The organism is Nocardia gamkensis NBRC 108242 (assembly GCF_001612985.1).
GTDB lineage: Bacteria > Actinomycetota > Actinomycetes > Mycobacteriales > Mycobacteriaceae > Nocardia > Nocardia gamkensis.
In genome coordinates this window covers 273,372-297,412 of record NZ_BDBM01000006.1, presented here as the reverse complement: position 1 = coordinate 297,412, position 24,041 = coordinate 273,372, and the positions used below count along the sequence as shown (strand labels likewise).

General features: G+C 68.2%; 23 protein-coding genes. 11 read left to right on the top strand and 12 right to left on the bottom strand.

Features of this window, described 5'->3' with window-relative positions:
* Positions 1 to 12 precede the first annotated feature (12 nt).
* The 5 genes from NG1_RS36430 to NG1_RS07570 form a co-directional block, all read right to left on the bottom strand.
* Positions 13 to 153: a hypothetical protein gene (locus NG1_RS36430; RefSeq protein WP_157113897.1), complete on the bottom strand. Its 141-nt coding sequence runs from the start codon at positions 151 to 153 to the stop codon at positions 13 to 15.
* A 243-nt stretch (positions 154 to 396) separates the two neighbouring features.
* Complete coding sequence (locus tag NG1_RS07585) at positions 397 to 1,422, bottom strand: cytochrome d ubiquinol oxidase subunit II (protein WP_062969309.1); 1,026 nt, start codon at positions 1,420 to 1,422, stop codon at positions 397 to 399.
* A 3-nt stretch (positions 1,423 to 1,425) separates the two neighbouring features.
* Positions 1,426 to 2,847, bottom strand: a complete 1,422-nt coding sequence (locus NG1_RS07580) for a cytochrome ubiquinol oxidase subunit I (protein ID WP_062969308.1) — start codon at positions 2,845 to 2,847, stop codon at positions 1,426 to 1,428.
* A gap of 115 nt (positions 2,848 to 2,962) precedes the next feature.
* Entirely contained in the window at positions 2,963 to 4,054 is a 1,092-nt protein-coding gene (locus NG1_RS07575; RefSeq protein ID WP_062969307.1) for an NAD(P)-dependent alcohol dehydrogenase, read from the bottom strand.
* Between the two features lie 3 nt (positions 4,055 to 4,057).
* Positions 4,058 to 4,534, bottom strand: a complete 477-nt coding sequence (locus NG1_RS07570; RefSeq protein WP_062969306.1) for a DUF4334 domain-containing protein — start codon at positions 4,532 to 4,534, stop codon at positions 4,058 to 4,060.
* Positions 4,535 to 4,620: 86 nt separating this feature from the next.
* Here NG1_RS07570 and NG1_RS07565 point away from each other — a divergent pair, with 86 nt between their 5' ends.
* The 6 genes from NG1_RS07565 (at position 4,621) to NG1_RS38760 (ending at position 10,718) form a co-directional block, all read left to right on the top strand.
* Positions 4,621 to 5,202: a TetR family transcriptional regulator gene (locus NG1_RS07565; RefSeq protein ID WP_062969305.1), complete on the top strand. Its 582-nt coding sequence runs from the start codon at positions 4,621 to 4,623 to the stop codon at positions 5,200 to 5,202.
* 102 nt (positions 5,203 to 5,304) lie between these two features.
* Positions 5,305 to 7,248, top strand: coding sequence for a glycoside hydrolase family 15 protein (locus NG1_RS07560; RefSeq protein WP_084498761.1), 1,944 nt, complete (start codon positions 5,305 to 5,307; stop codon positions 7,246 to 7,248).
* A gap of 114 nt (positions 7,249 to 7,362) precedes the next feature.
* Positions 7,363 to 7,998: an MspA family porin gene (locus NG1_RS07555; RefSeq protein ID WP_245659818.1), complete on the top strand. Its 636-nt coding sequence runs from the start codon at positions 7,363 to 7,365 to the stop codon at positions 7,996 to 7,998.
* Between the two features lie 544 nt (positions 7,999 to 8,542).
* A complete protein-coding gene (locus NG1_RS07545) occupies positions 8,543 to 9,124 on the top strand; it encodes a TerD family protein (RefSeq protein ID WP_040871596.1) in 582 nt (193 codons plus the stop codon).
* Positions 9,125 to 9,222: 98 nt separating this feature from the next.
* The gene (locus NG1_RS07540; RefSeq protein ID WP_062969303.1) at positions 9,223 to 10,572 is read left to right on the top strand and encodes a family 1 glycosylhydrolase; all 1,350 of its coding nucleotides are present in this window, start codon (positions 9,223 to 9,225) and stop codon (positions 10,570 to 10,572) included.
* A gap of 14 nt (positions 10,573 to 10,586) precedes the next feature.
* Positions 10,587 to 10,718, top strand: a complete 132-nt coding sequence (locus NG1_RS38760) for a hypothetical protein (protein ID WP_281218120.1) — start codon at positions 10,587 to 10,589, stop codon at positions 10,716 to 10,718.
* 12 nt (positions 10,719 to 10,730) lie between these two features.
* Here the strand turns inward: NG1_RS38760 and NG1_RS07535 are convergent, their stop codons facing one another.
* The gene (locus NG1_RS07535) at positions 10,731 to 11,558 is read right to left on the bottom strand and encodes an SDR family oxidoreductase (protein ID WP_062969302.1); all 828 of its coding nucleotides are present in this window, start codon (positions 11,556 to 11,558) and stop codon (positions 10,731 to 10,733) included.
* A gap of 134 nt (positions 11,559 to 11,692) precedes the next feature.
* Here NG1_RS07535 and NG1_RS07530 point away from each other — a divergent pair, with 134 nt between their 5' ends.
* The 3 genes from NG1_RS07530 (at position 11,693) to NG1_RS07520 (ending at position 15,507) form a co-directional block, all read left to right on the top strand.
* Positions 11,693 to 13,369: a glycoside hydrolase family 13 protein gene (locus NG1_RS07530; protein WP_062969301.1), complete on the top strand. Its 1,677-nt coding sequence runs from the start codon at positions 11,693 to 11,695 to the stop codon at positions 13,367 to 13,369.
* Positions 13,366 to 14,427, top strand: coding sequence for an NAD-dependent epimerase/dehydratase family protein (locus tag NG1_RS07525; protein WP_062969300.1), 1,062 nt, complete (start codon positions 13,366 to 13,368; stop codon positions 14,425 to 14,427). Before NG1_RS07530 ends, NG1_RS07525 begins: the two co-directional genes overlap by 4 nt.
* A 189-nt stretch (positions 14,428 to 14,616) precedes the next feature.
* Positions 14,617 to 15,507: a manganese catalase family protein gene (locus NG1_RS07520; RefSeq protein WP_062969299.1), complete on the top strand. Its 891-nt coding sequence runs from the start codon at positions 14,617 to 14,619 to the stop codon at positions 15,505 to 15,507.
* Positions 15,508 to 15,595: 88 nt separating this feature from the next.
* Here the strand turns inward: NG1_RS07520 and NG1_RS07515 are convergent, their stop codons facing one another.
* The 4 genes from NG1_RS07515 to NG1_RS07500 all read right to left on the bottom strand — a co-directional run bounded on the left by NG1_RS07515 (position 15,596) and on the right by NG1_RS07500 (position 20,390).
* Positions 15,596 to 16,159, bottom strand: a complete 564-nt coding sequence (locus NG1_RS07515; protein ID WP_062969298.1) for a hemerythrin domain-containing protein — start codon at positions 16,157 to 16,159, stop codon at positions 15,596 to 15,598.
* Between the two features lie 96 nt (positions 16,160 to 16,255).
* Entirely contained in the window at positions 16,256 to 17,554 is a 1,299-nt protein-coding gene (locus NG1_RS07510; RefSeq protein ID WP_062969297.1) for an FAD-binding domain-containing protein, read from the bottom strand.
* A gap of 162 nt (positions 17,555 to 17,716) precedes the next feature.
* A complete protein-coding gene (locus NG1_RS07505; RefSeq protein WP_062969296.1) occupies positions 17,717 to 18,400 on the bottom strand; it encodes a TetR/AcrR family transcriptional regulator in 684 nt (227 codons plus the stop codon).
* Positions 18,401 to 18,578: 178 nt separating this feature from the next.
* Entirely contained in the window at positions 18,579 to 20,390 is a 1,812-nt protein-coding gene (locus NG1_RS07500; RefSeq protein WP_062969295.1) for a CocE/NonD family hydrolase, read from the bottom strand.
* A gap of 260 nt (positions 20,391 to 20,650) precedes the next feature.
* Between NG1_RS07500 and NG1_RS07495 the strand changes: the two genes are divergently transcribed.
* On the top strand, positions 20,651 to 21,307 hold the full coding sequence (locus NG1_RS07495) for a maleylpyruvate isomerase N-terminal domain-containing protein (RefSeq protein ID WP_062969294.1): 657 nt from the start codon (positions 20,651 to 20,653) through the stop codon (positions 21,305 to 21,307).
* Between the two features lie 3 nt (positions 21,308 to 21,310).
* Here the strand turns inward: NG1_RS07495 and NG1_RS07490 are convergent, their stop codons facing one another.
* On the bottom strand, positions 21,311 to 22,534 hold the full coding sequence (locus NG1_RS07490) for a cytochrome P450 family protein (protein ID WP_062969293.1): 1,224 nt from the start codon (positions 22,532 to 22,534) through the stop codon (positions 21,311 to 21,313).
* A 286-nt stretch (positions 22,535 to 22,820) separates the two neighbouring features.
* On the opposite strand from NG1_RS07490, the gene NG1_RS07485 reads away from it, so the two are divergent.
* Entirely contained in the window at positions 22,821 to 23,177 is a 357-nt protein-coding gene (locus NG1_RS07485; RefSeq protein WP_062969292.1) for a nitroreductase/quinone reductase family protein, read from the top strand.
* Positions 23,178 to 23,250: 73 nt separating this feature from the next.
* On the opposite strand, the gene NG1_RS07480 is transcribed toward NG1_RS07485, so the two are convergent.
* Complete coding sequence (locus NG1_RS07480; RefSeq protein WP_062969291.1) at positions 23,251 to 23,871, bottom strand: TetR/AcrR family transcriptional regulator; 621 nt, start codon at positions 23,869 to 23,871, stop codon at positions 23,251 to 23,253.
* Between the last annotated feature and the right edge of the window lie 170 nt (positions 23,872 to 24,041).

Sequence of the window (24,041 nt, the reverse complement as noted above, 5' to 3'; positions counted from 1 at the left end):
GGCCGGGCGAGGTCAACTCGAGGTCGTGGTCTGGGTTCGGGGGAATCGGTGGTCCATGACATCCGCCCACCACGCGTTCGAAGCGCTGGACTCGGGCCAGATGATCCGGTCTCGGTCGTCGTCGGTGCTGGGCATATTCATGTCCTCGATCACGATGCAATCCTTCGCGCCGTTCATCCTCTGGAAGAGGGCATCTCGTCTCGTGCGGCGCGAAGGATTCGTGACAAACGTCGAACCGGCCGGTCGTCGAGCTGCGGGGATGCCCCGATCACGTACCGTCACGACCGCGCTGTCGAACCGATACGTGCGGCGGATACCACCCGCGACCACAAACAAACCGTTCTTTCGGTACCACTTCGCGGATCCGTCGCGAGGTGCGCGCAGGCCCGCGGTGTCCTACGCCTCTTCCGGGGACCCGGGCTGCTCGCGTACCCACGCGTCGGTCTGGGTGAGCCAGAACAAGTAGGCCAACGCGGGTAGCACCGTGACGGCGGCGAGGGCGACGACGGCGAGCAGTGCGAGAAGGGTGGCCCTGGCACCCGCAGCATCCGCGATGAGCATCTCGTCGACGAGAATCCACGGCGTCTGCGCGACCGCCCATCCGATGACGATCGCGGCGACCGCGGTCGCCGCAGGCACCCGTGCCCACCCGAAGCGACGCCGGTACAGCAGCACCAGGGTGGCCGCGCCCGCGGCGGCCGAGAGTGCGATCAGCGGCAGGGCGCGTCCGAGCAGCCCGGCACCGAGGGTCGGTGCGTCATGCCGGATCGGAAGGATCGCCGCGATCGCGACCGCCCCGGTCACCCCACCGACGATCAGCGTGCGGGAACGCAGATAGCCGGCGAGGGCGCCATCACCCGAACGTGCGGCGTCGGCGGTCAGGAAGACTCCGGCCAGGAAGGCGGACGTTCCGACAGCCAGGGTGCCGCCCAGGATCGAGGTCGGACTCAGCCACGAACGCACCGGGTGGCCGTACCCCTCGGCGGGCACCCGGCCGGAGGCGATCGCACCGACGGCGGTGCCGAAGAAGAACGGCGTGATCAGTGACGCACCGGCGAACAAGGCGCCGAACAGGCGCGCCTGGCCCAGGGTCGCGGAGTACTTGCGGAAGGCGAAGTTCGCCCCGCGCAGCACGATTCCGAGCAGCGCCAGGCTCATCGGGATGAACAAGGTGGTCATGATGGCGGCGAACGCCGCAGGGTAGGCGGTCCAGAGGAACACCAGGATGTAGATCAGCCAGACGTGGTTGGCCTCCCACACCGGTCCGATGCTGTGGTCGATGAGCACCCGCAGGCGGCTACCGCGCTGGGGGCCGCCCGCGGTCAGGTCCCAGAATCCGGAGCCGAAGTCCGCGCCACCGAACAGTGCGTAGAGCACCACCCCGATGAACATCGCCGTCGCGACAACGTCCGAGAGATCCATCGGTCAGGACTTTCCGACGCTGCGAGCACGCTGCGCCTGGTCGACCGGCGATGCTCCCGGCCCGTACGGAGCGGTGATGGTCGCGGTGCCGGTGCGCCAGCGGCGGGCCATGGAGCGCAGGACGACGATCGCGCCCACCGTCATCCCGATATACACCAGCAACACGCTGACGTAGCTCCACCACAGATCGTTGCTCATGCTGGCGGCGTCGGTGGTACGCAGCACTTGCCACACCGTCCACGGCTGGCGGCCTACTTCGGTGGCGGTCCAGCCGCATTCGAGCGCGAGAATCGCCAGAGGCCCCGCCGCCACCGCCGCCCGGAGGAACCAGCGCCGGGCCAGCAGGTCGCGCCGCCGCCAGCGCAGCAACCAGAACACGATCACCATGAGCGCGAGCAGGGTGCCGATGGCGACCATGGTCTGGAAGCCGAGGTGGGTGATGTTGACCGGTGGCCGATCCTCGACGGGGACCGAGTCCAGGCCGGGGACGGGTGCGGTCAGCGAGTTGCGAGCGATGATCGAACCCAGCCGAGGGATCTCGAGCGCTCCCTTGACCTCACCGTCGACGAGCACGCCGCCCAATCGCAACGGGGCGGACCCCTCGGTGGTGGCGGCCAGTTCGAACGCGGCCAGCTTCGCCGGTTGCGTGTCGTGCACCCGCATCCCCAGGACGTGCCCGATGAGAGGTTGCGCGACGGCGGCGACGGTCGCGAAGACGAACGGGACCGTGAACCCGAGCCGATGGTGCTGGTCGCGGCGTCCCCGTAGCAGACCTGCCGCGTAGACCCCCGACACGAGGAATCCGACCACCATGAAGGCCCCGACCCACATGTGCGCGAACTGCAGGTAGGCGCCGTCGTTGAACATCGCGCGCCACGGATCGACGTCGGTCACCTCGCCGTCGACGAGCCGGAAGCCGGTCGGATCGTTCATCCACGCGTTGACGCTGACCACGCAAAATGTGCCGACCACCCCCGCGATGCCCATCGGGATGAGCATCGCGAGGTGCCTGCGCGGCGGCATGCGGCCCCATCCGTAGAGGTAGATGCCCAGGAAGATCGCTTCGATGAAGAACGAGAGCCCTTCGAAGGCGAACGGCAAGCCGAGCACGTCGCCGTAGCGGCCCATCAGCCCCGGCCACAACAAGCCCATCTCGAAGCTGAGGACCGTTCCGGAGACCGCGCCGATGGCGAACAGGATCGCCGACACCGTCGCCCACCGCTTGGCCAACCCCAGGGCGACGGAGTCGGCACGGACGATTCCCCGGCGATGCACCACGTAGATCATGGCGGGAAACGCCACCCCGAAACAGGCCAGCACGATATGCCAGCCCAGCGAGAAGGCCATCTGCTGGCGCGCGGGCAGCAGACCGGGCGGCTCCTGCGCGGACGCCTGGTACAGCGCGGCGAGCGTGCTCGACACCATCCCGGCCCCTTCCTGCGGTCGCCCGGCCGCATGCCCGTGCTCGCATCCGGCCCTTTCGCGGGTTATCCCCCTTTTGCCTCGCCCCAACCAGCGAGGTCATGGCGCGTCGGTCCGGTCACCAGGTCAGAACGGGCTTGACGACCTTGCCGTCGCGCTGCTGCGCGAGCGCGGCATTGATGTCGGTATGCGGGTACGCCGTCACGAGACGGTCGATGGGGAAGCGTCCGGCGGCGTGGAGGTCCAGCAGGTGCGGAATGAAGGTCGCGGGCACCGCGTCGCCTTCCAGGCAACCGCGGATCCCTTTGCCGCCCAGCACGATATCCCGCAAGTCGATCTCCGGGACGCCGGTACCCAGGCCGACCGCGACCACGGTACCGCCGAGCGCGGCCACGGCGGCCGCCGTGGCCAGCACGCGCGACGATCCCGTGGTGTCGAGTGCGTGGGTCGCCCCGCCGTCGGTCAGCTTCCGCATCGCGGGCACGATGTCGTCGGCCGCCGGATCCAGGGCCGCGGTGGCGCCGAGTTCCAGCGCCAGCGCCCGCCGGAATGGCGACGGCTCCACCACGACGAGTTCGGCGACCTCGCTCGCCAGGGCCGCCAGCACGCCCGCCATCCCGACCGCACCCGCGCCGTAGACCGCGACGCGGGCGTCCCGGTCCGGTCGCAGTACATTGAGCACCGCTCCGGCGCCGGTCAGGAATCCGCAGCCCAGTGGAGCCAGGATCGCCGGATCGACCTGTGTGTCGACGACCACCGTGTTGTCCGAGGTGGTCAACGCGTACGCGGCGAAGCTCGATTGACCGAAGAACCCGTCCAGCACCGCGGTTCCCGCGATGGTGACCCGGGAAGAGCGGTCCGCCCGGGGGCCGAACTGGTTCAGCTTCGCCGCCCGCACGCAATACGCCGGCCGTCCGGCCCGGCAGTTCCGGCACGTTCCGCAGTGCCGGAACGTCAACACGACGCGGTCACCGGGCCGCACACCGGTCACCGACGCGCCGACGGCCTCCACCACTCCGGCGCCTTCGTGCCCGAGCAGCACCGGACGGTCGGCCGCGCCCGCCGCGCGGCTGATCAGGTCGGTGTGGCAGATCCCGGTGGCCTGGACCCGGACCAGGATCTCGTCGTCGCGCGGCTCATCGATCTCGACGGCTTCGACGGTGAACGGCGCGGCCGGGTCGCGCGAGAGCACCGCGGTGGTGGTTACCATCGCTCAGACCCGCTCGAGCAGGAAGTAGAAGTGCTCGCCGTGGGCCAGCACCACCTCGGGCCTGCCGTTCATGATGCCCATCAGCGTGTTCTCGTCGAGCCATTTGAAGTGGTCGAAGACCGGTCGGCTGTCGTAGACCATGGTGGCGGTCACCTCGCCGCGGAACTCGATATTCCACAGCGTCGCCTCCCCGCCGCCGCCGAGTTCGACGTTGGAGAACAGCGACCCGTCCTCGGCGCGGCAGATCAACGGCTTCGCGTCCAGCACGCTGTGGAACGTCTTGCCGTACCAGCGATTGACCGAGAGCGCTTTGCGCAGCGGATGCTCGGTCGGAAACGCCGCCCCCTTCCATTCGCCCAGGATGTCCGCGGCGCGCGCGACGGGCAGATCGGCCCACAGCGCATCCAACTCGGCCGCGGTCACCCCGGTCTCCCGCGCGGCGAGATCTCGCCAGTCGGTCCCTGTAGAGCCCATAACCATCCTCGTTCCCCGGTGCGGTTTCCAGAACCTTTTGGTTCGGAAACTGTATATCCGAACCAAAAGGTTCGGCAAGATAGGATTCGCCCATGCGCGCAGCAGGTCAGGCCACCCGGGAGCGGATCCTCGTCGCGGCCAAAGCGGAGTTCGCCCAGTACGGCATCGCCGGCGCGCGCATCAATCGCATCGCCGAGGCGGCCAAGGCGAGCAAGGACCGGCTCTACGCGTACTTCGCGGGCAAAGACGAGTTGTACGCCGCGGTCACCGAGGAATGGGTCACCCAGACCACCGACGAAACCGCCCTCGACGCCGCGGACCTGCCCGCTTACGTCGGCCGGCTCTTCGACCACTACGTCACCCACCCCGACAACGCCCGCCTGCAGGCGTGGGCCGAGATCGAGCAGACCCACATCCCCGCCGCCGAAGACGCCATCCGCCGGATCATCGCGGGGAAGCTCACCGAGATCCGGCGCGGGCAAGACCAAGGGCTGATCACGGCGGAATTCCAGCCCATCACCCTGATCGTCATGCTGACCGATCTCGCCCGCACCGCGGCCATGCACGCCACCCGCACCGACCATCACAAACGCACCGAACGCCGCGCCGCCACGGTCCTGGCCGCCCGTCGGCTGGTCAGCCCGGATGCGCCCCCTGCCGAAGACCCTCGTTAGTTGCCGAGGGCTTGCCGAGCCGACCCGCGAGATGGTGGGCTGGTGTGAGCGTCACATGACTCCGGCCGGACGGTAAGCGCCGAGACGACGATGGAGAAACGCATGGACGAGATCGAACGCACACCGCGGCTCACGGCGTTCCCGCGCATCGACGACTACGGGTTCATCTCCGATTGCGAGGTCACCGCCCTGATCTCCCCCAGTGGAGCCATCGAGTGGATGTGTCTGCCCCGCATGGACTCTCCGAGCGTGTTCGCGGCGATTCTCGATCGGTCCGCGGGCTCGTTCCGCTTCGCTCCCGCCGATTTCGTGGTGCCCACCGACCGTCGCTACATCCCGGGCACGATGGTCATGGAGACGAGCTGGCGTAGCGGCGATGGGTGGGCGACAGTGCGCGACGTGCTGCTGGTGGGGCCATGGCGGCACCAGACACCGGGCCGGAGTGCGCATCGGCGCACCCCCACCGATTACGACGCCGAGCACATCCTGCTGCGCACGGTGCACTGCGAGACCGGCCAGATCCAGTTCGGGCTCGATTGCCAACCGGCCTTCGACTACGGCAGGTATCGCGCCCGATGGGACTATCTCGGCAGTTACCACCTCGCCCAGGCCAGCGCCGAGGGGACCGATCTGCAACTGACGTTGAGCACCGACATGCGCTTGGGTTTGGAAGGCACACACGCGGTCGCCCGCACCCTGCTGAAGACGGGCGACACCAGGTTCTGCGCCCTGGCTTGGGGTAGTCGCGACGCCCCGGGCGATGCCGAGGAGGCCGAAGAGCGGCTGCTGCGGACGATCCACCATTGGCGGCACTGGCTTGCGGGCGGGCGGTTCCCGGATCACCCGTGGACCGCGGAACTCACCCGCAGCGCACTGACCCTCAAGGGATTGACCTTCGCCCCGACCGGCGCCGTCGCTGCCGCTGCCACCACCTCGCTGCCCGAAACCCCTGGTGGAGAGCGCAACTGGGACTATCGCTATTCCTGGATCCGCGACTCCGCCTTCGCCCTGTGGGGCCTGTACACACTGGGCTTCAGCTGGGAGGCGAACGATTTCTTCTCCTATATCCTCGACTTGACCGAGGAAGCCCAGGACATGCAGATCGTCTACGGCATCGGCGGCGAAACCGATCTCACCGAACAGACCCTGCCCCACCTGCGTGGCTACGACAACGCCACGCCGGTGCGCATCGGCAACGGGGCATACCGGCAACGCCAGCACGACGTGTGGGGCGCGGCGCTGGACGCGGTCTACCTCTACGCCCGTCACCAAGATCAGATCGATGCCCGGGCCTGGCCGTTGCTCGGCCGTGCGGTCAAGAGCGCCCTCACCTACTGGCGCGAGCCCGACCATGGCATCTGGGAGGTTCGCGGGCAACCCCAGCACTTCACCTCCAGCAAGGTCATGTGCTGGGTCGCCGCCGATCGCGGCGCCCGGCTGGCCCGTATCCACCAGGATTCGGACCGGGCGCAGCGCTGGCAGAAGGCCGCCGACGAGATCCATGCCGACATCTGCGCGCATGCCGTCGACTCCCGCCGGGTGTTCACCCAGTACTACGGCAGCACGGCGCTGGACGCGTCGACCCTGCTCATCCCGCTGGTTCGTTTCCTGCCGCCCGATGACGAACGGGTACGCAACACCGTGCTGGCCATCGCCGACGAACTGACCGAAGACGGGCTGGTCCTGCGGTACCGCGTCGGTGAGACCGACGACGGATGCGCGGGCGAGGAGGGCGCTTTCACGATCTGCTCGTTCTGGCTGGTCTCGGCGCTGTCGGAGATCGGTGAGAAGCAACGAGCCAGACAACTGTGCGAGAAACTCCTCGGCTACGCGAGCCCGCTGGGTTTGTACGCCGAGGAGATCGACCCGCGGACCGGCCGCCACTGGGGCAATTACCCGCAGGCGTTCACCCACCTCGCCTTGATCAACGCCGTCATGCACGTCATCCAGGACGAACAGGCGATTCTGCGGCAGGCGCTCGGCGGTGAATCGATCGCCCCTCGTCTGGACGACGCCCCGCTCACCAGGGGATATATCCACCGCTGACCGGCGATCGACTCCAGCGAATCCCCTGCTACCCAGTACTGGGTGTTTGGCGTGCCACGGCCCGGGACGGGTCAGTACTATCACGTCGAACTGTTACCAGCACTAAGGATTTCATTGAACGGCTCGACGATAGCGATGCTCGGCATCGCCGCGACCGCGGCGCTCGGCATGACCGCCGCACCCGCGACCGCTGATCAAATGGCAGACAAATCTCGCGTCGTCGAGACCGAGGACGGCTGGGAGTTGCGGATCAGCAAAACCGCCGAAGACGTGCAGCGCGTACCCAATCTCGCCGCGACGCCGTTCAGCAGGGAAGGGTTCGTCACCTTGTCGGCGGCCGCCGATATCGGCGGCGACGGCCGGGAAGCGGTGAACTCCGGGACATTGCAGCTGGGATATCAGATCGGCTGCCAGGCCGACGTGTCCAACGGTCTCACCGTCGGCCTGTCCGCGGCCATCGGCCCGAACGCCATGGTGACCGTGGCCCCCTCCCCCGGTCTCGCGGTCGGCGGCAGCGCGCTGGCCCTGCCGAACATGTCGACCACGATCAAGCCCGGCACCATCAACAGCATCACGCTCGGCACCAAACCGCTTGCGGGAGCGCATGGTTCGATCTCGGTCGACCAGATCCAGATCAAGATCGATGCGTGTGCGGGCGCGGTGAGCCTGCGCTCGTTCGCGATCGTGTCGATTTCCACGGCCACAGCCGACAATTCGGTCGCCGTCTACGGTGACCCGATATGGCTGTGATCCCCATGCGCCGTTGGATGGCACCGGTCGGCGTGTCGGTCTCGTTGATCATCGCCGCGGCCGGCGCCGCCGCCGAGCCGATCGTTCCGGCCGGTCCGGGATCCACCTGCGGCGAAGCACACAGCGCTCCCTCGTGCGGCGACGACAAGCCCACCCCGGGCAGCCGCGGACCCGCGGCACAGGCACCGGCACTCCCCCTGCAAATACTGGCGCCGCCACCCGGCCGGTCGGCACCGAGTACGAATACACCGGCCGGTGCGCTGGTTCCTCCTGCGCCGGGACCGGCCGGGGCCACCCCGATCGTGCCCCGCGGGTAGCCGCCTTCGCGGTGTTCGATCGCCGCGCCACCGTGCCGAACCGCAGGCGCGCGCAGGTCGGCGCGACCGGCCTGGTCAAGGCGGGCACGCCGCGTCGAGCGGTGATCGTTCCGGCGCGCAGGTGGCCGGGTCCTGCGATAGCGTGCCGCGACGAGTCCGGACAGCCGTGAGCAGCCGGGGTTTTCGTCATCGCGGGCGCGGCGGCGCCGCATCAGTATCCTGATGTCGTGATTACGCTCAGAAAAGAAGACGGTGCCGCGGACCTCGCGGGGATCACGAAGTTGAGTGTGGGGGTGAGCTGGGATCCGTCCTCCGGCACGAGCGGCGGCGCACTCGGCTGGGCGCGCCGCAAACGCGGTGTCGATCTGGATCTGGTCGCCGTTCTCATGCAGGGCAGCGAACCGGTGCGCTTCGCGGGACTCGATTCGCTCGACCCACTGGGCAACGGCTCGGTCGCGCACACCGGCGACGAGCAGACCGGCGCCGCCTCCGGCGACGACGAGACCATCCACGTCACCTTCGCCGACGTCCCCACCGCGATCGACGCCATCATCTTCGTCGCCGCCGCCTTCAAGAAGGGCAGTTCCTTCGACAAGGCCAACAACATCTCCTTCAAGGTCTACGACGCCACCGGCGGCAACAGCCAGCAGGTCGCCGACATCTGGCCCTCACTGCTGGGCACCGACAACGCCAACGCGGTGGCCCGCGCCTTCCGCAACGGCGACCAATGGCAGCTCGAAGTCCTCAACCGCCAAGGCAAGATCAAACAAGGTGACATGCAGGCACTTCTGCGCTTCGCCATGCAATAGCGACGGCAAACCAGGGGCCGGGATCGTCCGCGTCATCGAATCGCGCGCTGATACGCGGATTCCGCCACTCGACGGACTGCCCCGGTTACTCTGGGCCAATGCGATCTCGGTTCCGTCGGTACGTCCTGGCCGCGCTCGCCGGCGCGGCATCCACGCTGCTGCTCGCCACGCAATCGCCGGCCACCCCGCCCGTACAGCCGGTGGCCGGCCTACCGGTACTGGGCGGGAATTTCCTCTGGGGCGTATCGACTTCCGGTTTCCAGTCCGAAGGCCATGCGCCCGACAGCAATTGGACGCGGTACATCGGGGCCACCCCCGGATACGACGGCCTGGGCGATTCGGTCGACTTCTACGGCCGATACGCGTCGGACATCCAGCTCGCCGCCGACCTCGGTGCGCGGGTGTTCCGGATCGGAATCGAGTGGGCCCGACTGCAACCCGCGCCGGGAGTCTGGGACGAGGCCGCATTCCGCTTCTACGACTCCGTCATCGGCGCCGTCGAGCAGGCCGGTATGCGGCCCATGATCACGCTCGATCACTGGGTGTATCCCGGCTGGGCCGCCGACCGAGGGGGCTGGCGCAACCCGCGCATGGTCGACGACTGGCTGGCCAATATGCGCGCCGTCGTCGACCGCTACGCCTCCCGCAACCCGTTGTGGGTGACCGTGAACGAGCCCGTGGCCTACATCGTGCACGAGGTCCGCAGGGGCGCCGCGGACTCCGGCGAGATGCTGGACCGGGTCGCGCAGGTACACAACGCCGCCTACGACTACATCCATCAGAGGCAGCCGGGTGCGCAGGTGACCAGCAATGTGGGCTACGTCGCCGGCTCGGAGGCACAGGTCAACGGCCCGCTGATCGATCGCATCGCCGATCGCCTCGACTACGTCGGCGTCGACTACTACTTCGCCTTCGACCCGGCGCAGTCGCTGATCGAGTCCATCGCGCGGGCGAGCGGTTTGGCCATGCCCGACCTGCCCGGACCGCAGATCTGGGACCTGCCGTTACGCACGGAGGGCATCTACTATGCGCTGCAATACTATTCGCGCCGGTTGCCGGGTAAACCGCTCTACATCGTCGAGAACGGGATGCCCACCGAGAACGGCCGCCCCCGCGCCGACGGTTACACCCGCAGCGATCACCTCCGCGACACCGTCTACTGGATCCAGCGCGCCGCGGCCGACGGCATGAACATCATGGGATACAACTACTGGAGCCTCACCGACAACTACGAATGGGGCAGCTACACACCACGATTCGGGCTCTACACCGTGGACGTGCGCAACGACCCCGGCCTCACCCGCCGCCCCACCGACGCCGTCGGCACCTACACGCAGGTGATCGCCGGGGGCGGAGTCCCCGGCGACTACCGACCCACCCGCGGCCCGGCCATCTGCGTGTTCGTCGATCCACCGGCCAGCTGCCTTTCCCCAGTAGCGGAGCGGTAGCAAGTCCGGTACCGATGGCCGACCCGCATCAGTACACCCTCGACGGCCTGCACATCGCCGCCCGGGTGCTGGGCTTCCCCGACGCCCGCACCCTGGTCGGCAGCCTTCTCGAACTCAGCGCGCTGCCCGGCAGCGGCGAGGAATAGCCGGATCAGCGGTCAGGGTGTGCGCCATTTCTCGTCGCTCAGCAGGCTGCTCGCCTGCGGGCCCATCAAGAGCATGCCGCCGTCCACGACATAGGACGCGCCGGTGACATAGCTTGCCTCCGGTCCGGCCAGAAACGCCACCACCGCGGCGACCTCTTTGGCGTGACCGGTTCGCCCCAGTGGTACGCCGGGGCGGGACTGCTCACGCGGATCGACGTCTTCCTGACCGGTCATCGGTGTCGAGATCTCGCCCGGCGCGACCGAATTCACGGTGATGTCGTATTCAGCGAGTTCCTGCGCCAGGACTTTCGTCAGCGCTCCCAGACCCGCTTTGGCCGCGCAATACGGCGCGGCGCCGACGCGCGGCGCGTGCTCGTGCACGCTGGTGATATTGATGATCCGGCCACCGCTGCCCGCGGCGATCATGTGCTCGGCGGCGCGCTGGGCGCACAGGAACGCGCCGTCGAGGTCGACCGACAGCACGTGCCGCCAGGTGTCGAAGTCCATCTCCATCACCTTCTGAGCCGACCCGGTACCTGCGCAGTTCACCAGCACATCGAGGCCGCCGAGTTCGTCGGCGAGTTCGTCGACGACCGACGCGGCGGACGGCAGGTTCGCCAGGTCGAGGCGGCGCACGGCGGCGGTCCTCCCCTGTTCGCGCACTTGCGCCGCGGTGTCCTCCGCGCCGCGCCGGTCGCTGTGGAAGGTCAGACCGACATCGGTCCCGCCCACGGCGAGCGCGACCGCGATCGCCGCACCGATCCCGGAGTCTCCCCCGGTCACCACGGCTCGCCGCGGAGCGCCTGCCCGATCTTCCGGAAGTGGAGCTGTAGTAGCCATGCTCCGCGACTACCCGGCCGGGCACCGGCCACACCCGCGGTCGCGGCCACCCCTGCCCGCCCTCGGAACACGCGCCGTTACGACTTTCGATTCCGGGTACCCGACCTGCAGCGAACCGAGAGGAGAGCGTGACGATGGCTGCGGAGGCCCCTTGGTGGCGCGACGCCGTGATCTACGAGATCTACATCCGAAGCTTCTGCGACGGTAACGGCGACGGCGTCGGCGATATCGCCGGTATCCGGTCTCGGCTGCCTTATCTCCGCGACCTCGGGGTGGACGCGATATGGATAACTCCCTGGTACCCGTCGCCGATGGCGGACGGAGGCTATGACGTCGCGGACTACCGCGACATCGATCCGCGCTTCGGCACGCTGGCGGACGCGCAAGCGTTGGTCGAAGAAGCGCACGCGCACCGCCTGCGCGTCATCGTGGATCTGGTCCCCAATCACACCTCGGATCGGCACCCCTGGTTCGAGGAGGCGCTGGCGGCCGGGCCGGGTTCGCCGGAGCGAGCCCGCTACCTGTTCCGGGACGGCGCGCCCTCCGGCGGTCCGCCCAACAATTGGCGAAGCGTGTTCGGCGGCCCGGCGTGGACTCGGGTGACGGACGGGCAGTGGTATCTGCACCTGTTCGACGTCCACCAGCCGGATCTGGATTGGGCGCATCCGGATGTCCGTGCCGAGTTCGAGTCGATCCTGCGTTTCTGGCTGGATCGAGGCGTGGACGGCTTCCGCGTCGACGTGGCCCACGGGCTGGTCAAACACGCCGATCTGCCGGATATCGAGACCGATCACGAGGACATGATGGAACCGCCGGATCGGACCGGCCACCCGCACTGGGACCGGCCGGAAGTGCACGAAATCTACCGCGGCTGGCGCGAGATCGCGGATTCCTACGGGCCGGATCGCGTCTTCGTCGCCGAAGCGTGGGTGGCCAAACCCGAGCGCCTCGCCTGCTACGTGCGTCCGGACGAACTGCACACGGCGTTCAACTTCGACTTCCTGCGGTGCTCCTGGAATGCCGCCGCGCTGCGCGCCGTGGTCGATTGCACGACCGAAGCGCTGGAGGCGGTCGGGGCCCCACCGACCTGGGTGCTGTCCAACCACGACATCACCAGGCATGTGACGCGCTACGGGCGGGCGTCCACCCGCGGTGGCGGTTCGCAGCACGAACCGCACGGCCCTGTCGACGTGGCGCGGGGGCGGCGGCGCGCCAGGGCGGCGTTGCTCCTGATGCTCGCGCTCCCCGGCAGCGCGTATCTCTATCAGGGGGAGGAACTCGGCTTGGAGGAGGTCGAGGATCTTCCCGTGGAGGTGCTCGAGGACCCGACCTGGGAGCGCTCGGGCCACACGGTGCGCGGCCGCGACGGGTGCCGCGTCCCACTGCCGTGGAGCGGGTTCCGGCCCCCCTTCGGGTTCGGTCCGGACGGCACCCCACCCTGGCTGCCACAGCCACAGCGCTGGGTGTCGTCGACAGCCGAACTCCAGATGCGGGAACAGGATTCGACACTGGACCTCTACCACAGGGCGCTGCGTCTGCGCCGTGACCATCCCGCGCTCGGGGCAGGGGCTTGGTCGTGGTTGCCCAGCGCTCCGGGGGTGCTGGCCCTCCATCGCTCCCCCGGCCTGGTCTGCGTGGTGAACATTTCGAGCGCGCCGATCGCGCTGCCCCGGCACGAGCGGGTCTTGCTGTCCAGCGAACCTCGGACGTCGGATGCCCTGCCCACCGACAGCGCGGCATGGCTCGAGGTCACCGACCACCGAGACGCCCCGGCGGTGGTCCGGAACGGGTTCGAGCGGCGCCGCGTATGAAGGTGGTCGTCACCGGCGCCAGCGGCAATGTGGGGACGGCGTTGCTGCGCGCGTTGCGGGCCGATGGTTGCGAGATCGTCGGAATCGCTCGCCGCGTCCCCGACCGCGCACGCGAACCGTATTCGCCGGTGCGGTGGGTGTCCTGCGATATCGGGCTCGCCGGCTCGGTCGAGACCCTGCGTGCCGCCTGCGCCGGTGCCGATGTCCTCGTTCACCTGGCATGGGCGATCCATCCGCGTCGTGGTGATCCGCCGATGCGGCGGACCAACTCGATCGGCACCGACAACGTGCTGCTCGCCGTGGCGGAGGCGGCAGTGCCGCAGCTCATCGCCGCGTCCTCGTGCGCCGCCTATACCCCGGCCGAACGCTGGCGGCGGGTATCGGAAGGATGGCGGCTGTCGGGGGTGCCCGGCAGTGCCTACAGCGTGTCCAAGGCGGAGTTGGAGACGAAGCTGGACCGCTTCGAGGCCGGCCACCCCGAAATCCGCACAGCGCGAATTCGCCCGTGCGGCATCGCTCAGGCCGAATCCGCCGCCGAATTGGCGGACTGGATTCTGCCGCCGTGGCTGCCGCGGTGGCTGCTCGGCCGACGCCTCTTGCCCGTGCCGCTGTGGCGCGATTTCCGGCTGCAACTGGCGCACAGCTCGGACGTGGCTTCGGCGATCCGGCGCATCGCGCACCATCGGGCGGCGGGAGCGTTCAACCTCGCCGCCGAACCGTGCCTGGGCGCGGACGCGCTCGCGGCGGCATTCGGAGGTTTCCGCCTGCCTGCGCCCCGGCGGGTACTCGACGCCGCCGCCTGGACGGGATGGCGCACCGGCCTCCTGCCCCTGCACCCGGCGTGGCTGACCCTCGCCGACCGCGCCTGCCTGATCGACTCCTCGGCGGCGCGACGGGAACTCGGCTGGGCGCCTCGCTTCGGCGCGCACGAGATCTGCGCGGAACTGGTATCCGCGATGCGTGCCGGGCAGACCGGTCACAGCGCACCGCTCGCGCCGTCCCGGCGAATGCGGATCGGACGCCCGTCTCATCAAAGTCAGCGGCCACGCGGCCGCTAGCCGCGTCACCGCCCGTGACCGAAAGCGACGGAGTGTTATCCCCTTTCCGCCGCTCGTGTCGTTGCGAACGCCCGGGTACCGGACCCCGTATCGTCGCCAGCGAACACGTAACTCATCTCTTGCTCGTCCTGCGCTGGATCAGGCACTGGAAGCCATTTCGAACAGCCGACCGTACTGGTAAGGAGAGCGATGTTCACACACAACAAGGATTTGCAATTCGAAGTTCGCGTGGACCGGCCCGATCCGCGTTTCGCGACTCTGCTGCAAGAGCAGTTCGGCGGCGCCAACGGCGAATTGAAGGCCGCCATGCAGTATTTCAATCAGGCGTTCCTGCTGCGCGGTAAGCATCCGAAAACCTACGACCTGTTCATGGACATCGCCACCGAGGAACTCAGTCACCTCGAGATCGTCGGCGCCATGATCACCATGCTGCTCGACGGCCTCAACGACGATCTGAAGCAAGCCAACGAGCGGTGCGACTGGATGCCGATGGTGTCCACGTCCGACGGACGTGACCAGGTGATCCATCAGGCTGCGGCCAATCCGTTGTACTTCGCGCTGAGCGGCGGCGGGCCCGTGGTCACGAACGCCGCGGGCGTGCCGTGGTCGGGTTCGTACGTCGACGCCAACGGGGAACCGTCGGTCGACCTGCGCAGCAATCTCGCGGCGGAGTCTCGCGCCAAGATCGTCTACGAGTATCTCAAGCAATTCACCGACGATCCCGGTGTGCAGGACACGCTTTCCTTCTTGATGACCCGCGAGATCGCGCACTTCCAGCAGTTCACCGCGGCGCTGAACGAATTGCCGGTCAACTTCCCGCCGGGAGCACTGCCCGGCGACGACCGGTTCCAGAATGTCGCGTTCAACATGTCCAACGGCGCCGCGAGCGCCCGCGGCCCCTGGAACGAAGGACAGGGACCGTGGCCCGCGGGCACGGAATGGCGCTACATCGATAATCCGGTCACCGAATGGCTCGACTCCGACGAGCGAGTGAATCACGGCGCCGAGAACAACCCGGAAGGCGAGCCCGCGGTCCAAGGCACCAAACCGTTCACCCACGAACTGCACATCCCGGACTGACCTGCGATGTGCCCGACGGGCAGTCGGGCGTCCGACGACGCGGCGCGCGGCACCTCGGGGCCGCGCGCCGCGGGCATTCACGTCGGGATCAGTGCCTCGGCCTGCTGATCATGTCTTTGGCTCGGTCCATCATCGCGGCGAACGGACCGACCAGCACGTTCGCGGTGGCCGATTCCACGCCGGGATGCGGCCGGGTCGGCGCCATCGTCTCGGCGAGTTCGACCGTCTTACGCAATCGCCGCAGGGCTTCGTCGTCGAGTTCCTCGCGCAGCCGAGTGAATTCCTCCCGTTCTTCGTGGTCGGCATGCGCCAGCACCGCTTCACGCAGCTTCGCCAGCCGCACCTGGAATTCCATCGAGCTGATATCGAGCGATTCCATCTCGGCGAGCTGTTTTTTCGCCTTGTTCTCCTCGTCCAGCCGTGCGTCGACGATGGACGCGCCATCACCGATCTCCCGCCGGGCGCGCGGGTGGATGATCTCCTCTTCGGCGGTCTCGTGCACGGCGAGCAGGCGCCGCAATTCGAAGAACTTGCTCTCCCGCTCCACGGGGTCGGAGGTGTCGGCGGTCTCGATGAACAGTTGCTTGATCCGGCCGTGCTGATGGATGAGGAAATCGATCGCGTCGGTGGTGGAGTCGATCGTGGTTGCCATAGTTGATCTCCCCTCGTGCTCTCGAGTCGGGCTGACGAACTACGTCCGTCGCGGCGGTACCCGGCAGCGCGCACGCGAAACCGCCGGACCGGCCGGTCAGTTGCTGGTGGTGCCCGTGATGGGAGCGGGATAGACCGAGGTCGGCACGCTATGGTGCCACGGGCGATGGATCTCCGAACCCGGCAGCGAAGCCAGTTCCGGTATCCAGCGCCGCACATAGTTGCCCTGCGGGTCGTAGCGTTCGGCCGTGCCGAGGGCTCCCCGGTACAGACGCCCCGCCTGCTGCCAGGTGCAGCGGTCGCTCGCCGCGTCGGCATCGAGCAGCCACCGCCGGAAATGATCGGCGCCGACTCGCCAGTCCACCCGAAGCGTCGTGGTGAGGAAACTGGCGGCGATCGCCCGGGCGCGTTCCGGCATCCATCCCTGCGCGGCCAACTGCCGCATGCCCGCGTCGACGATCGGGTATCCGGTACGGCCGTCGCACCAGGCACGGGCCGCGACCGGATCGTGCGCCTGCCGATCACGTGGGCGGTCACCGGACCGCGCGATGCCTGCGCGGGCGGCGAGGAACTGGAGCCGGAAATCGCGCCGGGCGAGCAGACGGACGAAGGCGCGTCCGTCCGCCGTCGCCATGTCGGTGCGATACACCATCTCGGCCGCGGACAGGCAACCGAAATGCAGGTAGGGCGTCAGGCGGGAACATCCCTCCCGGGTGAGGTCGCCGCTGGAGGGGTCGCGTGGTTGTCTCCGGTCGGCGGTGCAGCCCCGCCACAGCGCGCGACCCGTGATCTCGCCGCCGACGGCCAGTTGCGGTGAGACAGCGGCGTCGCCGAGTTCGTCGAACTTCGGTACCGGATCGCTGTCGACGCGCGGGACGATCAACTCGGTGGGCGTGTCCAGCGGACGCCGCTTGGGAACCTCCAGCCACCGGCGAAAGTAGGTAGCGAAGTCCGGAACCGGGTCGTTCGGCCCGCGCGAGGCGCAATCGAACGGATCGACGGCGGTGAGGGTGGCGGAATGGGTGTGCAGCAGGCAGCTGCGTCGCGCCAGCCGTTCGCGCAGCGCTCGTGCCCGGCACCGGCCGTACCAGGTGGCGTCGTCGGCGATGTGGACGCTGTCGGCGTGCACCTGTGCCGCCACCCGATCCACCGCGTCGACGTAGTCACCGTGCCGGATCACCAGTTGTCCTCCGGCGCAGCGTAGTTCGGCATCCAGTTCGGCCAGCGCGGCGGAGAGGAAGCGCAGCTGGTTCCCGGCCGGGTGGGCACTGCCGATGATCCGGTCGTCGACGACGAAGAGCGGAACCACCCCGGCACCCTCGCGCACCGCGGCCAGTAGGGCTGGATTGTCGTGCACGCGCAGGTCACGCGTGAAAAGTGCGATTGTTACGGCCATTCGATGGTCATTTTCGACGACAGGCATCCGTCGCGATCGACGACGGCGGTATCGGACATTCGGCTGCGGTGCCACGCGGATGCGGGCAGGTATCGGAGTAAAATTCTTTACGCCAATGCTGAGGGAAGGTGACTGTCGTGTCAAGCCGGCGACGTGATCGCCTCAGCGTTCGCGGAAGAGATCGGTGAGCCAGGGTTCCAGGTCGGCGCTGAGCGCGGGCAGATCAGGTGCGTCCGACTCGTCGAGCGCGTCGGCGGTGAGTTGGCGAACGGCGTAGACCACGCCCATGTAAGCCGCGACGGACAGCAGTGGTTGCCGATTGCCGGTCGCGGCCCCCACCAGACCGCGAATGAACTCGGCGAACAACCGGATCGAGCGCCGTCTGCGCCGCCGCACCGCAGGCCCGAGCGCGTCGATCTCCACCTGGTAGGCGCGAGCGACGACCAGGTCGTTCTGCAGGGAGCGAAGGTACCGACCGAGCGCGTCGGCGACGATGGACCGGCGGTCTCGGCCCCTGACCTCAGCGCCGGTCAGCTGGGTCAGCAGCACCTGGATGAAGCGGTCGTATCCCGCGAAGACACATTCGTCCTTGTTGGCGAACGCGTCGTAGAAGGCCGCCAGCGAGACGCCGGCCCGCTTCGCGACGTCGGTGGGCCCGAATCCGGCATAACCGCGAGCGGCCAGCAACTCGGTCACCGCGGCCAGCAGCCGTTCCCGCTGGGCCGCCATCACCTGCTCGCGCCCCAGATTGTGCCGACCGCGCGGCAATGCCGCCGGAAGCGTGAAGAACACTCCGTCTCGCACCGGAACGATCGGTGCGTCGGCGTCGGCAGGCGCGGCGGACACCTCTGCAGACTACCGAGCCGGCCGCGGCCACGCGCCCGGGCCGCGGCGACCGATGCCGGGTCGCGTCCGGCTCCGGCTCCCGACAGTGCTGTGCTTGATCGCCGATGGCACGGGCCGCCCCCGGCCGTCACCTCGGACGTGGCCCGGGACGACGGCTGCCCCGGGCCACGCGCAGCGGTCAGCCGAGCGGCAACTCCAGGCAGGAGGGAGCGCTATCCGGGGAACTGATGGTGATCCGTGCGCCCACACTGTTGGCGCTGGAATACAAGGGATCCAAGCCGTCGATGACCAGCATCAACCGGTGACCGTCCGGCACGTCGTAGGCGGCTGCCTGCAACTCCCACGAGACCGTGGTGGGCAGGTCCGACTCGATGGTCTTCGGCTCGTGCGTGACGATCGTCGCCGAGCCGTCCTCGTGGACATCGAGCAGGTAGGCCACCACGGTGGCCGATTCGTCGGTGCTGTCCACGGTCACCTGCAGCCGGGGGATCCCGCGAATCTGCCGCGCTACACCATCGCGCGCCGCCAGTAGCGGCCCCGTCGACCAGACCAGGGCGTGGGTGCGGTCGATCTCGGCGGTCCGGTAGATCTTCGGGTTGCCCGCCCACTCCTCCTGGCCGGTCACCATGAGCTTGTCCATGGCGACGACCTCCGGCTGCTCGCCCACGATGAAACTGCGTTCCCATCCGGAAGCGACGTCGGGGCTCAGCGCGCCGTCCCCGCCCTCGCGCTCATCGGTCAGGGCCAGCGATTCGCCGTCGGTCGTGACGTCGGCCCACGACGCCTTCTCCTCGCGGCGCGCCGGCTCGATGATGACGTTCTGATCGTTCCCGGAGGCCGGTGTGGTCAGGTAGGTGAACATGACCTGATTGCTGATCTCCGGCCACTCGTCGACACCGTTCTGCTCGTCCTTGAGGTAGTGATCGAGCCAGGCGTACGCCTCGAGCAGCGGCACGTTCGGCCCGGCACCGGCCGCGGGCGGAGCGATCAAGCCGGGACCTTCCGGCGCGGCGTGGTCACCGATCCACATGTTCAACCGTTTCCGGCCGGGGATCTTCTCGAAGGTCTCGAGAACCTGGTTGACCGGGAAAAGGCCCTCGTGCCAGGTGTTCGAGAAGAAGGTCGGAACCTCGAGGGAACCGACGTAACTTTCCGGAGCGCGTTCGGTGCCCCAATCGACCACCGGGTCCATGTCCTCGCCCTCGGCGAATTTCGCCAGGATCTCCAGCGCCTCTTCGTCGAACTTGTCCTCTTTGGCTCCGCCGGTCAACCCGATCAGCGCTTCGACCGCCCTGAGGTGGCGGGTGCCGTTGTCGTACAAGCTCGTGGCGAGGTTGCCCCAGGTACTCAGGGCGACGACGACGTTCACTCGGGAATCATGCGCGGCCACGATCTGGCTGATGCCCGAGCCGTACGACTCGCCCATGAAGGCGACGCGGCTGGGGGCGAGCTCATCGATCGCGTAAGTCAGCACCGTGGAGCCGTCCACCCGGTCCTGCGGACCGGCCACGTCGACCGTGCCTTCGGACGTGCCGAACCACGGGATGTTCGTCCCCGGCAGGGCCGACAAGCCGATGCCGCGTGGGGTGTACGCCAGCACGTGATAACCCTTGGACGCCAGCACGAGGTAGGCGTACTCGAACAGCGGCCACCCGAACGGCGTCCATCCGGCGGGAACGACCACCAGCGGGCACGGCCGGGTGGTGGTCTGCCGCAGCATGTGCGCCGAGAGCCCGATTCCCCCCGACGCCTCGATGCGCGGAAACGACGGCACGGCAACGTTCAGCGCCCGGCTCACCAGGTCCGCCACATCGTCGGGCACCAGTCCCTCGCCACTGCGGTTCCGCACCGCGGTCACCAGGTTCGATGCGAACTGCACTGCTTCCGGGCGCACCTGCCCCCGAGCGTCCCAAGCTCCCTCGACGGCGATCCGCGAGAGCTGTTCGGACGTGGTCCCGACGATCGGATCTCCTTGCGACATAGACGTCATCGATCCTTCCGTGCCAGTTTGCTATGAATTTGCTGACCGCAGCAGCGTGGCACGGCAAGTCATCAGTTGTCCCAGGAATCGCCGATGCGTTCCTCCTTCGCAACAGGCCGATGACCTGCGGAAACGTTGCAAGATTCGACTACCCGGCCGCAACATGCCTGCTTCGCCCCGCTACCGTGGGCTACCGGTCTCGGTCACTCGGCGAACCCGGAGCGCCGAATCCGTCGCGGGCCGGGCCGCACACTGCTAGCTTCCGGGCCGTGGATGACTTCTCACGCTCATGGACAGCGTTGCGCACGGCGGTCGCCGACCTTTCGGACGCGGATTTCGCCCAGCCGTCCGGCTGCACCGGCTGGCTCGTGCGAGACCTGGTGTGCCATCTGATCATCGACGCCCAGGACATCCTGATCACCCTCGTGACCCCCGCCGAAGCCGAGCCGACGCGCGACGCTGTGACCTACTGGGAGGTGGCCGATACGGCGCCGACCGGCGACGACCCGCTCGACGCGCTGATCGTGCGGCTTGCCGCCGCGTACCGGGAGCCGCGGTTGCTGAAAATTCACTTCGAGGATGTCGGCGCGGCCGCCGGGCGCGCGGCCCGCCTCGCCGACCCCGACCTGCGGGTCGGCACCCGCGATGAGGTCCTCACCGCGGGCGACTACCTGTGCGCGTACGTCCTGGAGAGCACCTTGCACCACCTCGACCTGCTCGCGCACCTCCCCGGCGCGACCGAGCCGCCCGCGGAGGGTCTCGGCCGGTCACGCGAGATGCTGGAGAAGATCGCCGGGGCCGCGTTCCCCCTCTCGTTCTCCGACACCGACGCGCTGCTGATCGGCACCGGTCGACGGGCGCCGACCGAGACGGAGAAGGCCGAACTGGACGGGCTGGCCGCGCGGCTCCCTTTCGTCCTCGGGTGAGCGCTACCGCGCTGCGCCACCCAGTTTGACCGGCACGGACAGCGGACCGATGGTGAAGAAGGACGGCGAGTACGGGATGTCGGCGGGATCGATGGCGAGCTCGAGGTCCGGCAGCCTCCGGTAGAGCGAGGCGAGCGCGAGCCTGCCCTCCAGACGGGCCAGGCCCGCGCCGATGCAGTAACGCGGCCCGTGGCCGAACCCGAGATGTCCGCCCCGCTGCTCGCGGGTGATGTCGAATTCGTTCGCGGTCTCGCCGTATTCGGCGGGATCGATCCCACAGGCCTGGTAGGCGACGCCGACCGCCTTGCCCTTGGGAATGGCCACGCCGCCCACCGTGACGTCGGTCAACGTGAACCGCCAGCTGGTCATCATCACCGAATGCCGGTATCGCACAGTCTCTTCGACCACGTCGGCCCAGCGATTCTCGGCCTTGGCCAGCGCGAGCTGATCGGGGTGTCGCGACAGCGCCAGGACGGCGTATCCGAGCATGTGCACGGTGGTTTCATGGCCGGCGACCAGCATGATCCACAGGACGGCGACCAGTTCCTCGGCGGTCAGCTTGTCGCCCTCGTCGCGGGCTTGCACCAGGCCCGTGGTCAGGTCGTCGCCCGGCTGTTGCTGCTTGCGATCAGCCAATTCGTACAGGTACAGCATGAGCGCGTTCTGCGTCGCGAACGCCTCTTCGGGCGGAGTGGTGTGCGCCAGCAGAGTCGCCGTCCAGCGCCGCAGTCGATCCCGCTCGTGCTCGGGCACGCCGAACAGTTCGCAGATCACCGCCATCGGCAGCGCTTCGGTGAAGGTGGGCACCAGGTCGACGCCGTCACCGGCGGCCACCACCTCGTCCAGCAACCGGTCGATGATCTCTTGGACCCGCGGCTCCAGCGCCTTCACCCGGCCGGGGGTGAATGCCTTGCTGATCAGGCCGCGAAGCCGCCGATGGTCGTCACCGTCCTTGGTGGACAGGTGATCGCCCTGCACGATGGCGCGCAGGGGCCAGTCCTCCGGAATGGAACCGTCGTACAGGGCCGGCCAGTGCTTGGGATCCCGCGCGAACGTCTTGTTGTCCCCGGCGAGGATCTCGCGCACCGCGTCGTGCGTCAGCGCCAGGTAGGCGGGCACGCCGCCGGGAAACTCCACCTCGACCACCGGCGCGATCTCCCGGAGCCGGATGCAAGTGTCCAGCAGATCCTCGTTCGGGGCGGGGAATGCGGGCAGGCTGGTTGTCATGGGGGAATTCCCTTCTGCGCGTGAACCCTTCAGCCGTCGTAGCGACGGTCGTGCACGAGTATCACGGCGCGTTCGGCCGCGCAGCCGGGCAACGGACGGATCCTGCCTCCAACCAGAACTCGAGCGTCGGAAAACGAAATTTCGGACCTGTCGAACAGCGAGTGCCGATCGGCAGGGGCGAGGGCACGTCGACCGAACGGCAGCCCCCGCGGGCACGGCCGAGACCCGGTGTGGCGGTTAGAGTGGCGTGTTCGGATTTGTCCGCGGGACCGGCCGGGAGGAAATTGTGGAACCGAAGACGGCGCTGGGACGCACCGTGGGAGCGCTGAACGCCGGGGTGGCTTCCCTCCTCGATGTGCCGCTGCTCGGGCGGCTGCTGGGCAAGGGATTCGTGGTGATCACCTACGTGGGGCGGCGATCAGGGCGGACGTTCAGCACGCCGGTCAACTACCGGCGCAAGGGAGACGAACTCGTCATCGGGGTCGCCATGCCGGACAAGAAATCTTGGTGGCGCAACTTCCTGGACGATGGCGGCCCGATCACCCTGCGGCTCGACGGCGCTCAGCGGCACGGGCACGCGGTAGCGCAGCGCGACGAACGCGGGCGGGTGCTCGTGAAGGTGCGGCTGAACGACGCGACCTGATCGCCGCGTCTCCCCCGCCGGCATCGGAAGCGCGTGCGACTCGGCCGCGCCCGTGGGGTGCCATCCGGCGGCGCTAGACGCTTGCGGACGGCTTCAGCTGGGCGATGATCGCGGCGCCCATCCAGCGTCGTAGATACCGCCGCAACTCCTCCTCGCCGCGGGGTGGATTGCCGGGGGAGATGAAGAACGACTGCATCGTCCGCAGGACGTATTCGACGAGCTCGTGCAGCGACTCGTCGTCGTAGCCGTACCGCTCCCAATCGACGTCGAAGCGTTTGATCATCGTCATTCCGAAGGCCTGCGCCTCTTCGGACGTCAGGCTTTCGGGGTGGACGTTCGAGTAGGTACTCGACAGCAGGATGCCGAGATGAGGTGTGCGACGCACCTCGGCCAGGGTGTACACCACTCCCTCGGTCATCGCTTCCACCGCGTCCTCGATACCGCTGACGTGTCGTGCCAGCCGATCGAGGAAACCGTCGACCGACGCGATCGCCGCGGCCGTCATCAGCGCATCGGCACTGGGAAAGTATCGGTAGACCGTCTGACGGATGACGCCCAGCGACTCCGCGACGTCGGCGATGCTGATCTCCGACCCCGTCCGGCCGATCAAGTCGACGGCGGCGGCGACTATGCGACGAGACGCCTCCTCGTCGTCTTTCGGCGGGCTCCCGCCCCACCCGCGCCTTCCTGCCACTGCCCGCTTCCTCGACTCGACGCCTGTCGCTTGCGAACCCCCTGATCAGAGAGCCTGCCGACACCCCTGACCGAGGGCTCGACGGTATCACAAGGCGGTGCCCTCGATCCGCCCGCGATTCGAGCATCGATTCTGATCATACACAAATGCCGTTATGTGTATGATCACGT

Bases quoted from the DNA above. Each gene is read 5' to 3' on its own strand.
- NG1_RS07525 (WP_062969300.1), top strand. From the start codon at position 13,366: ATGAAGGTGGTCGTCACCGGCGCCAGCGGCAATGTGGGGACGGCGTTG.
- NG1_RS07520 (WP_062969299.1), top strand. From the start codon at position 14,617: ATGTTCACACACAACAAGGATTTGCAATTCGAAGTTCGCGTGGACCGG.
- NG1_RS07560 (WP_084498761.1), top strand. From the start codon at position 5,305: ATGGACGAGATCGAACGCACACCGCGGCTCACGGCGTTCCCGCGCATC.
- NG1_RS07515 (WP_062969298.1), bottom strand. From the start codon at position 16,159: ATGGCAACCACGATCGACTCCACCACCGACGCGATCGATTTCCTCATC.
- NG1_RS07490 (WP_062969293.1), bottom strand. From the start codon at position 22,534: ATGACAACCAGCCTGCCCGCATTCCCCGCCCCGAACGAGGATCTGCTG.
- NG1_RS07580 (WP_062969308.1), bottom strand. From the start codon at position 2,847: ATGGTGTCGAGCACGCTCGCCGCGCTGTACCAGGCGTCCGCGCAGGAG.
- NG1_RS07540 (WP_062969303.1), top strand. From the start codon at position 9,223: ATGCGATCTCGGTTCCGTCGGTACGTCCTGGCCGCGCTCGCCGGCGCG.
- NG1_RS07530 (WP_062969301.1), top strand. From the start codon at position 11,693: ATGGCTGCGGAGGCCCCTTGGTGGCGCGACGCCGTGATCTACGAGATC.
- NG1_RS07570 (WP_062969306.1), bottom strand. From the start codon at position 4,534: ATGGTTATGGGCTCTACAGGGACCGACTGGCGAGATCTCGCCGCGCGG.
- NG1_RS07500 (WP_062969295.1), bottom strand. From the start codon at position 20,390: ATGACGTCTATGTCGCAAGGAGATCCGATCGTCGGGACCACGTCCGAA.
- NG1_RS07565 (WP_062969305.1), top strand. From the start codon at position 4,621: ATGCGCGCAGCAGGTCAGGCCACCCGGGAGCGGATCCTCGTCGCGGCC.
- NG1_RS07585 (WP_062969309.1), bottom strand. From the start codon at position 1,422: ATGGATCTCTCGGACGTTGTCGCGACGGCGATGTTCATCGGGGTGGTG.
- NG1_RS07535 (WP_062969302.1), bottom strand. From the start codon at position 11,558: ATGGCTACTACAGCTCCACTTCCGGAAGATCGGGCAGGCGCTCCGCGG.
- NG1_RS38760 (WP_281218120.1), top strand. From the start codon at position 10,587: ATGGCCGACCCGCATCAGTACACCCTCGACGGCCTGCACATCGCCGCC.
- NG1_RS07510 (WP_062969297.1), bottom strand. From the start codon at position 17,554: ATGGCCGTAACAATCGCACTTTTCACGCGTGACCTGCGCGTGCACGAC.
- NG1_RS07575 (WP_062969307.1), bottom strand. From the start codon at position 4,054: ATGGTAACCACCACCGCGGTGCTCTCGCGCGACCCGGCCGCGCCGTTC.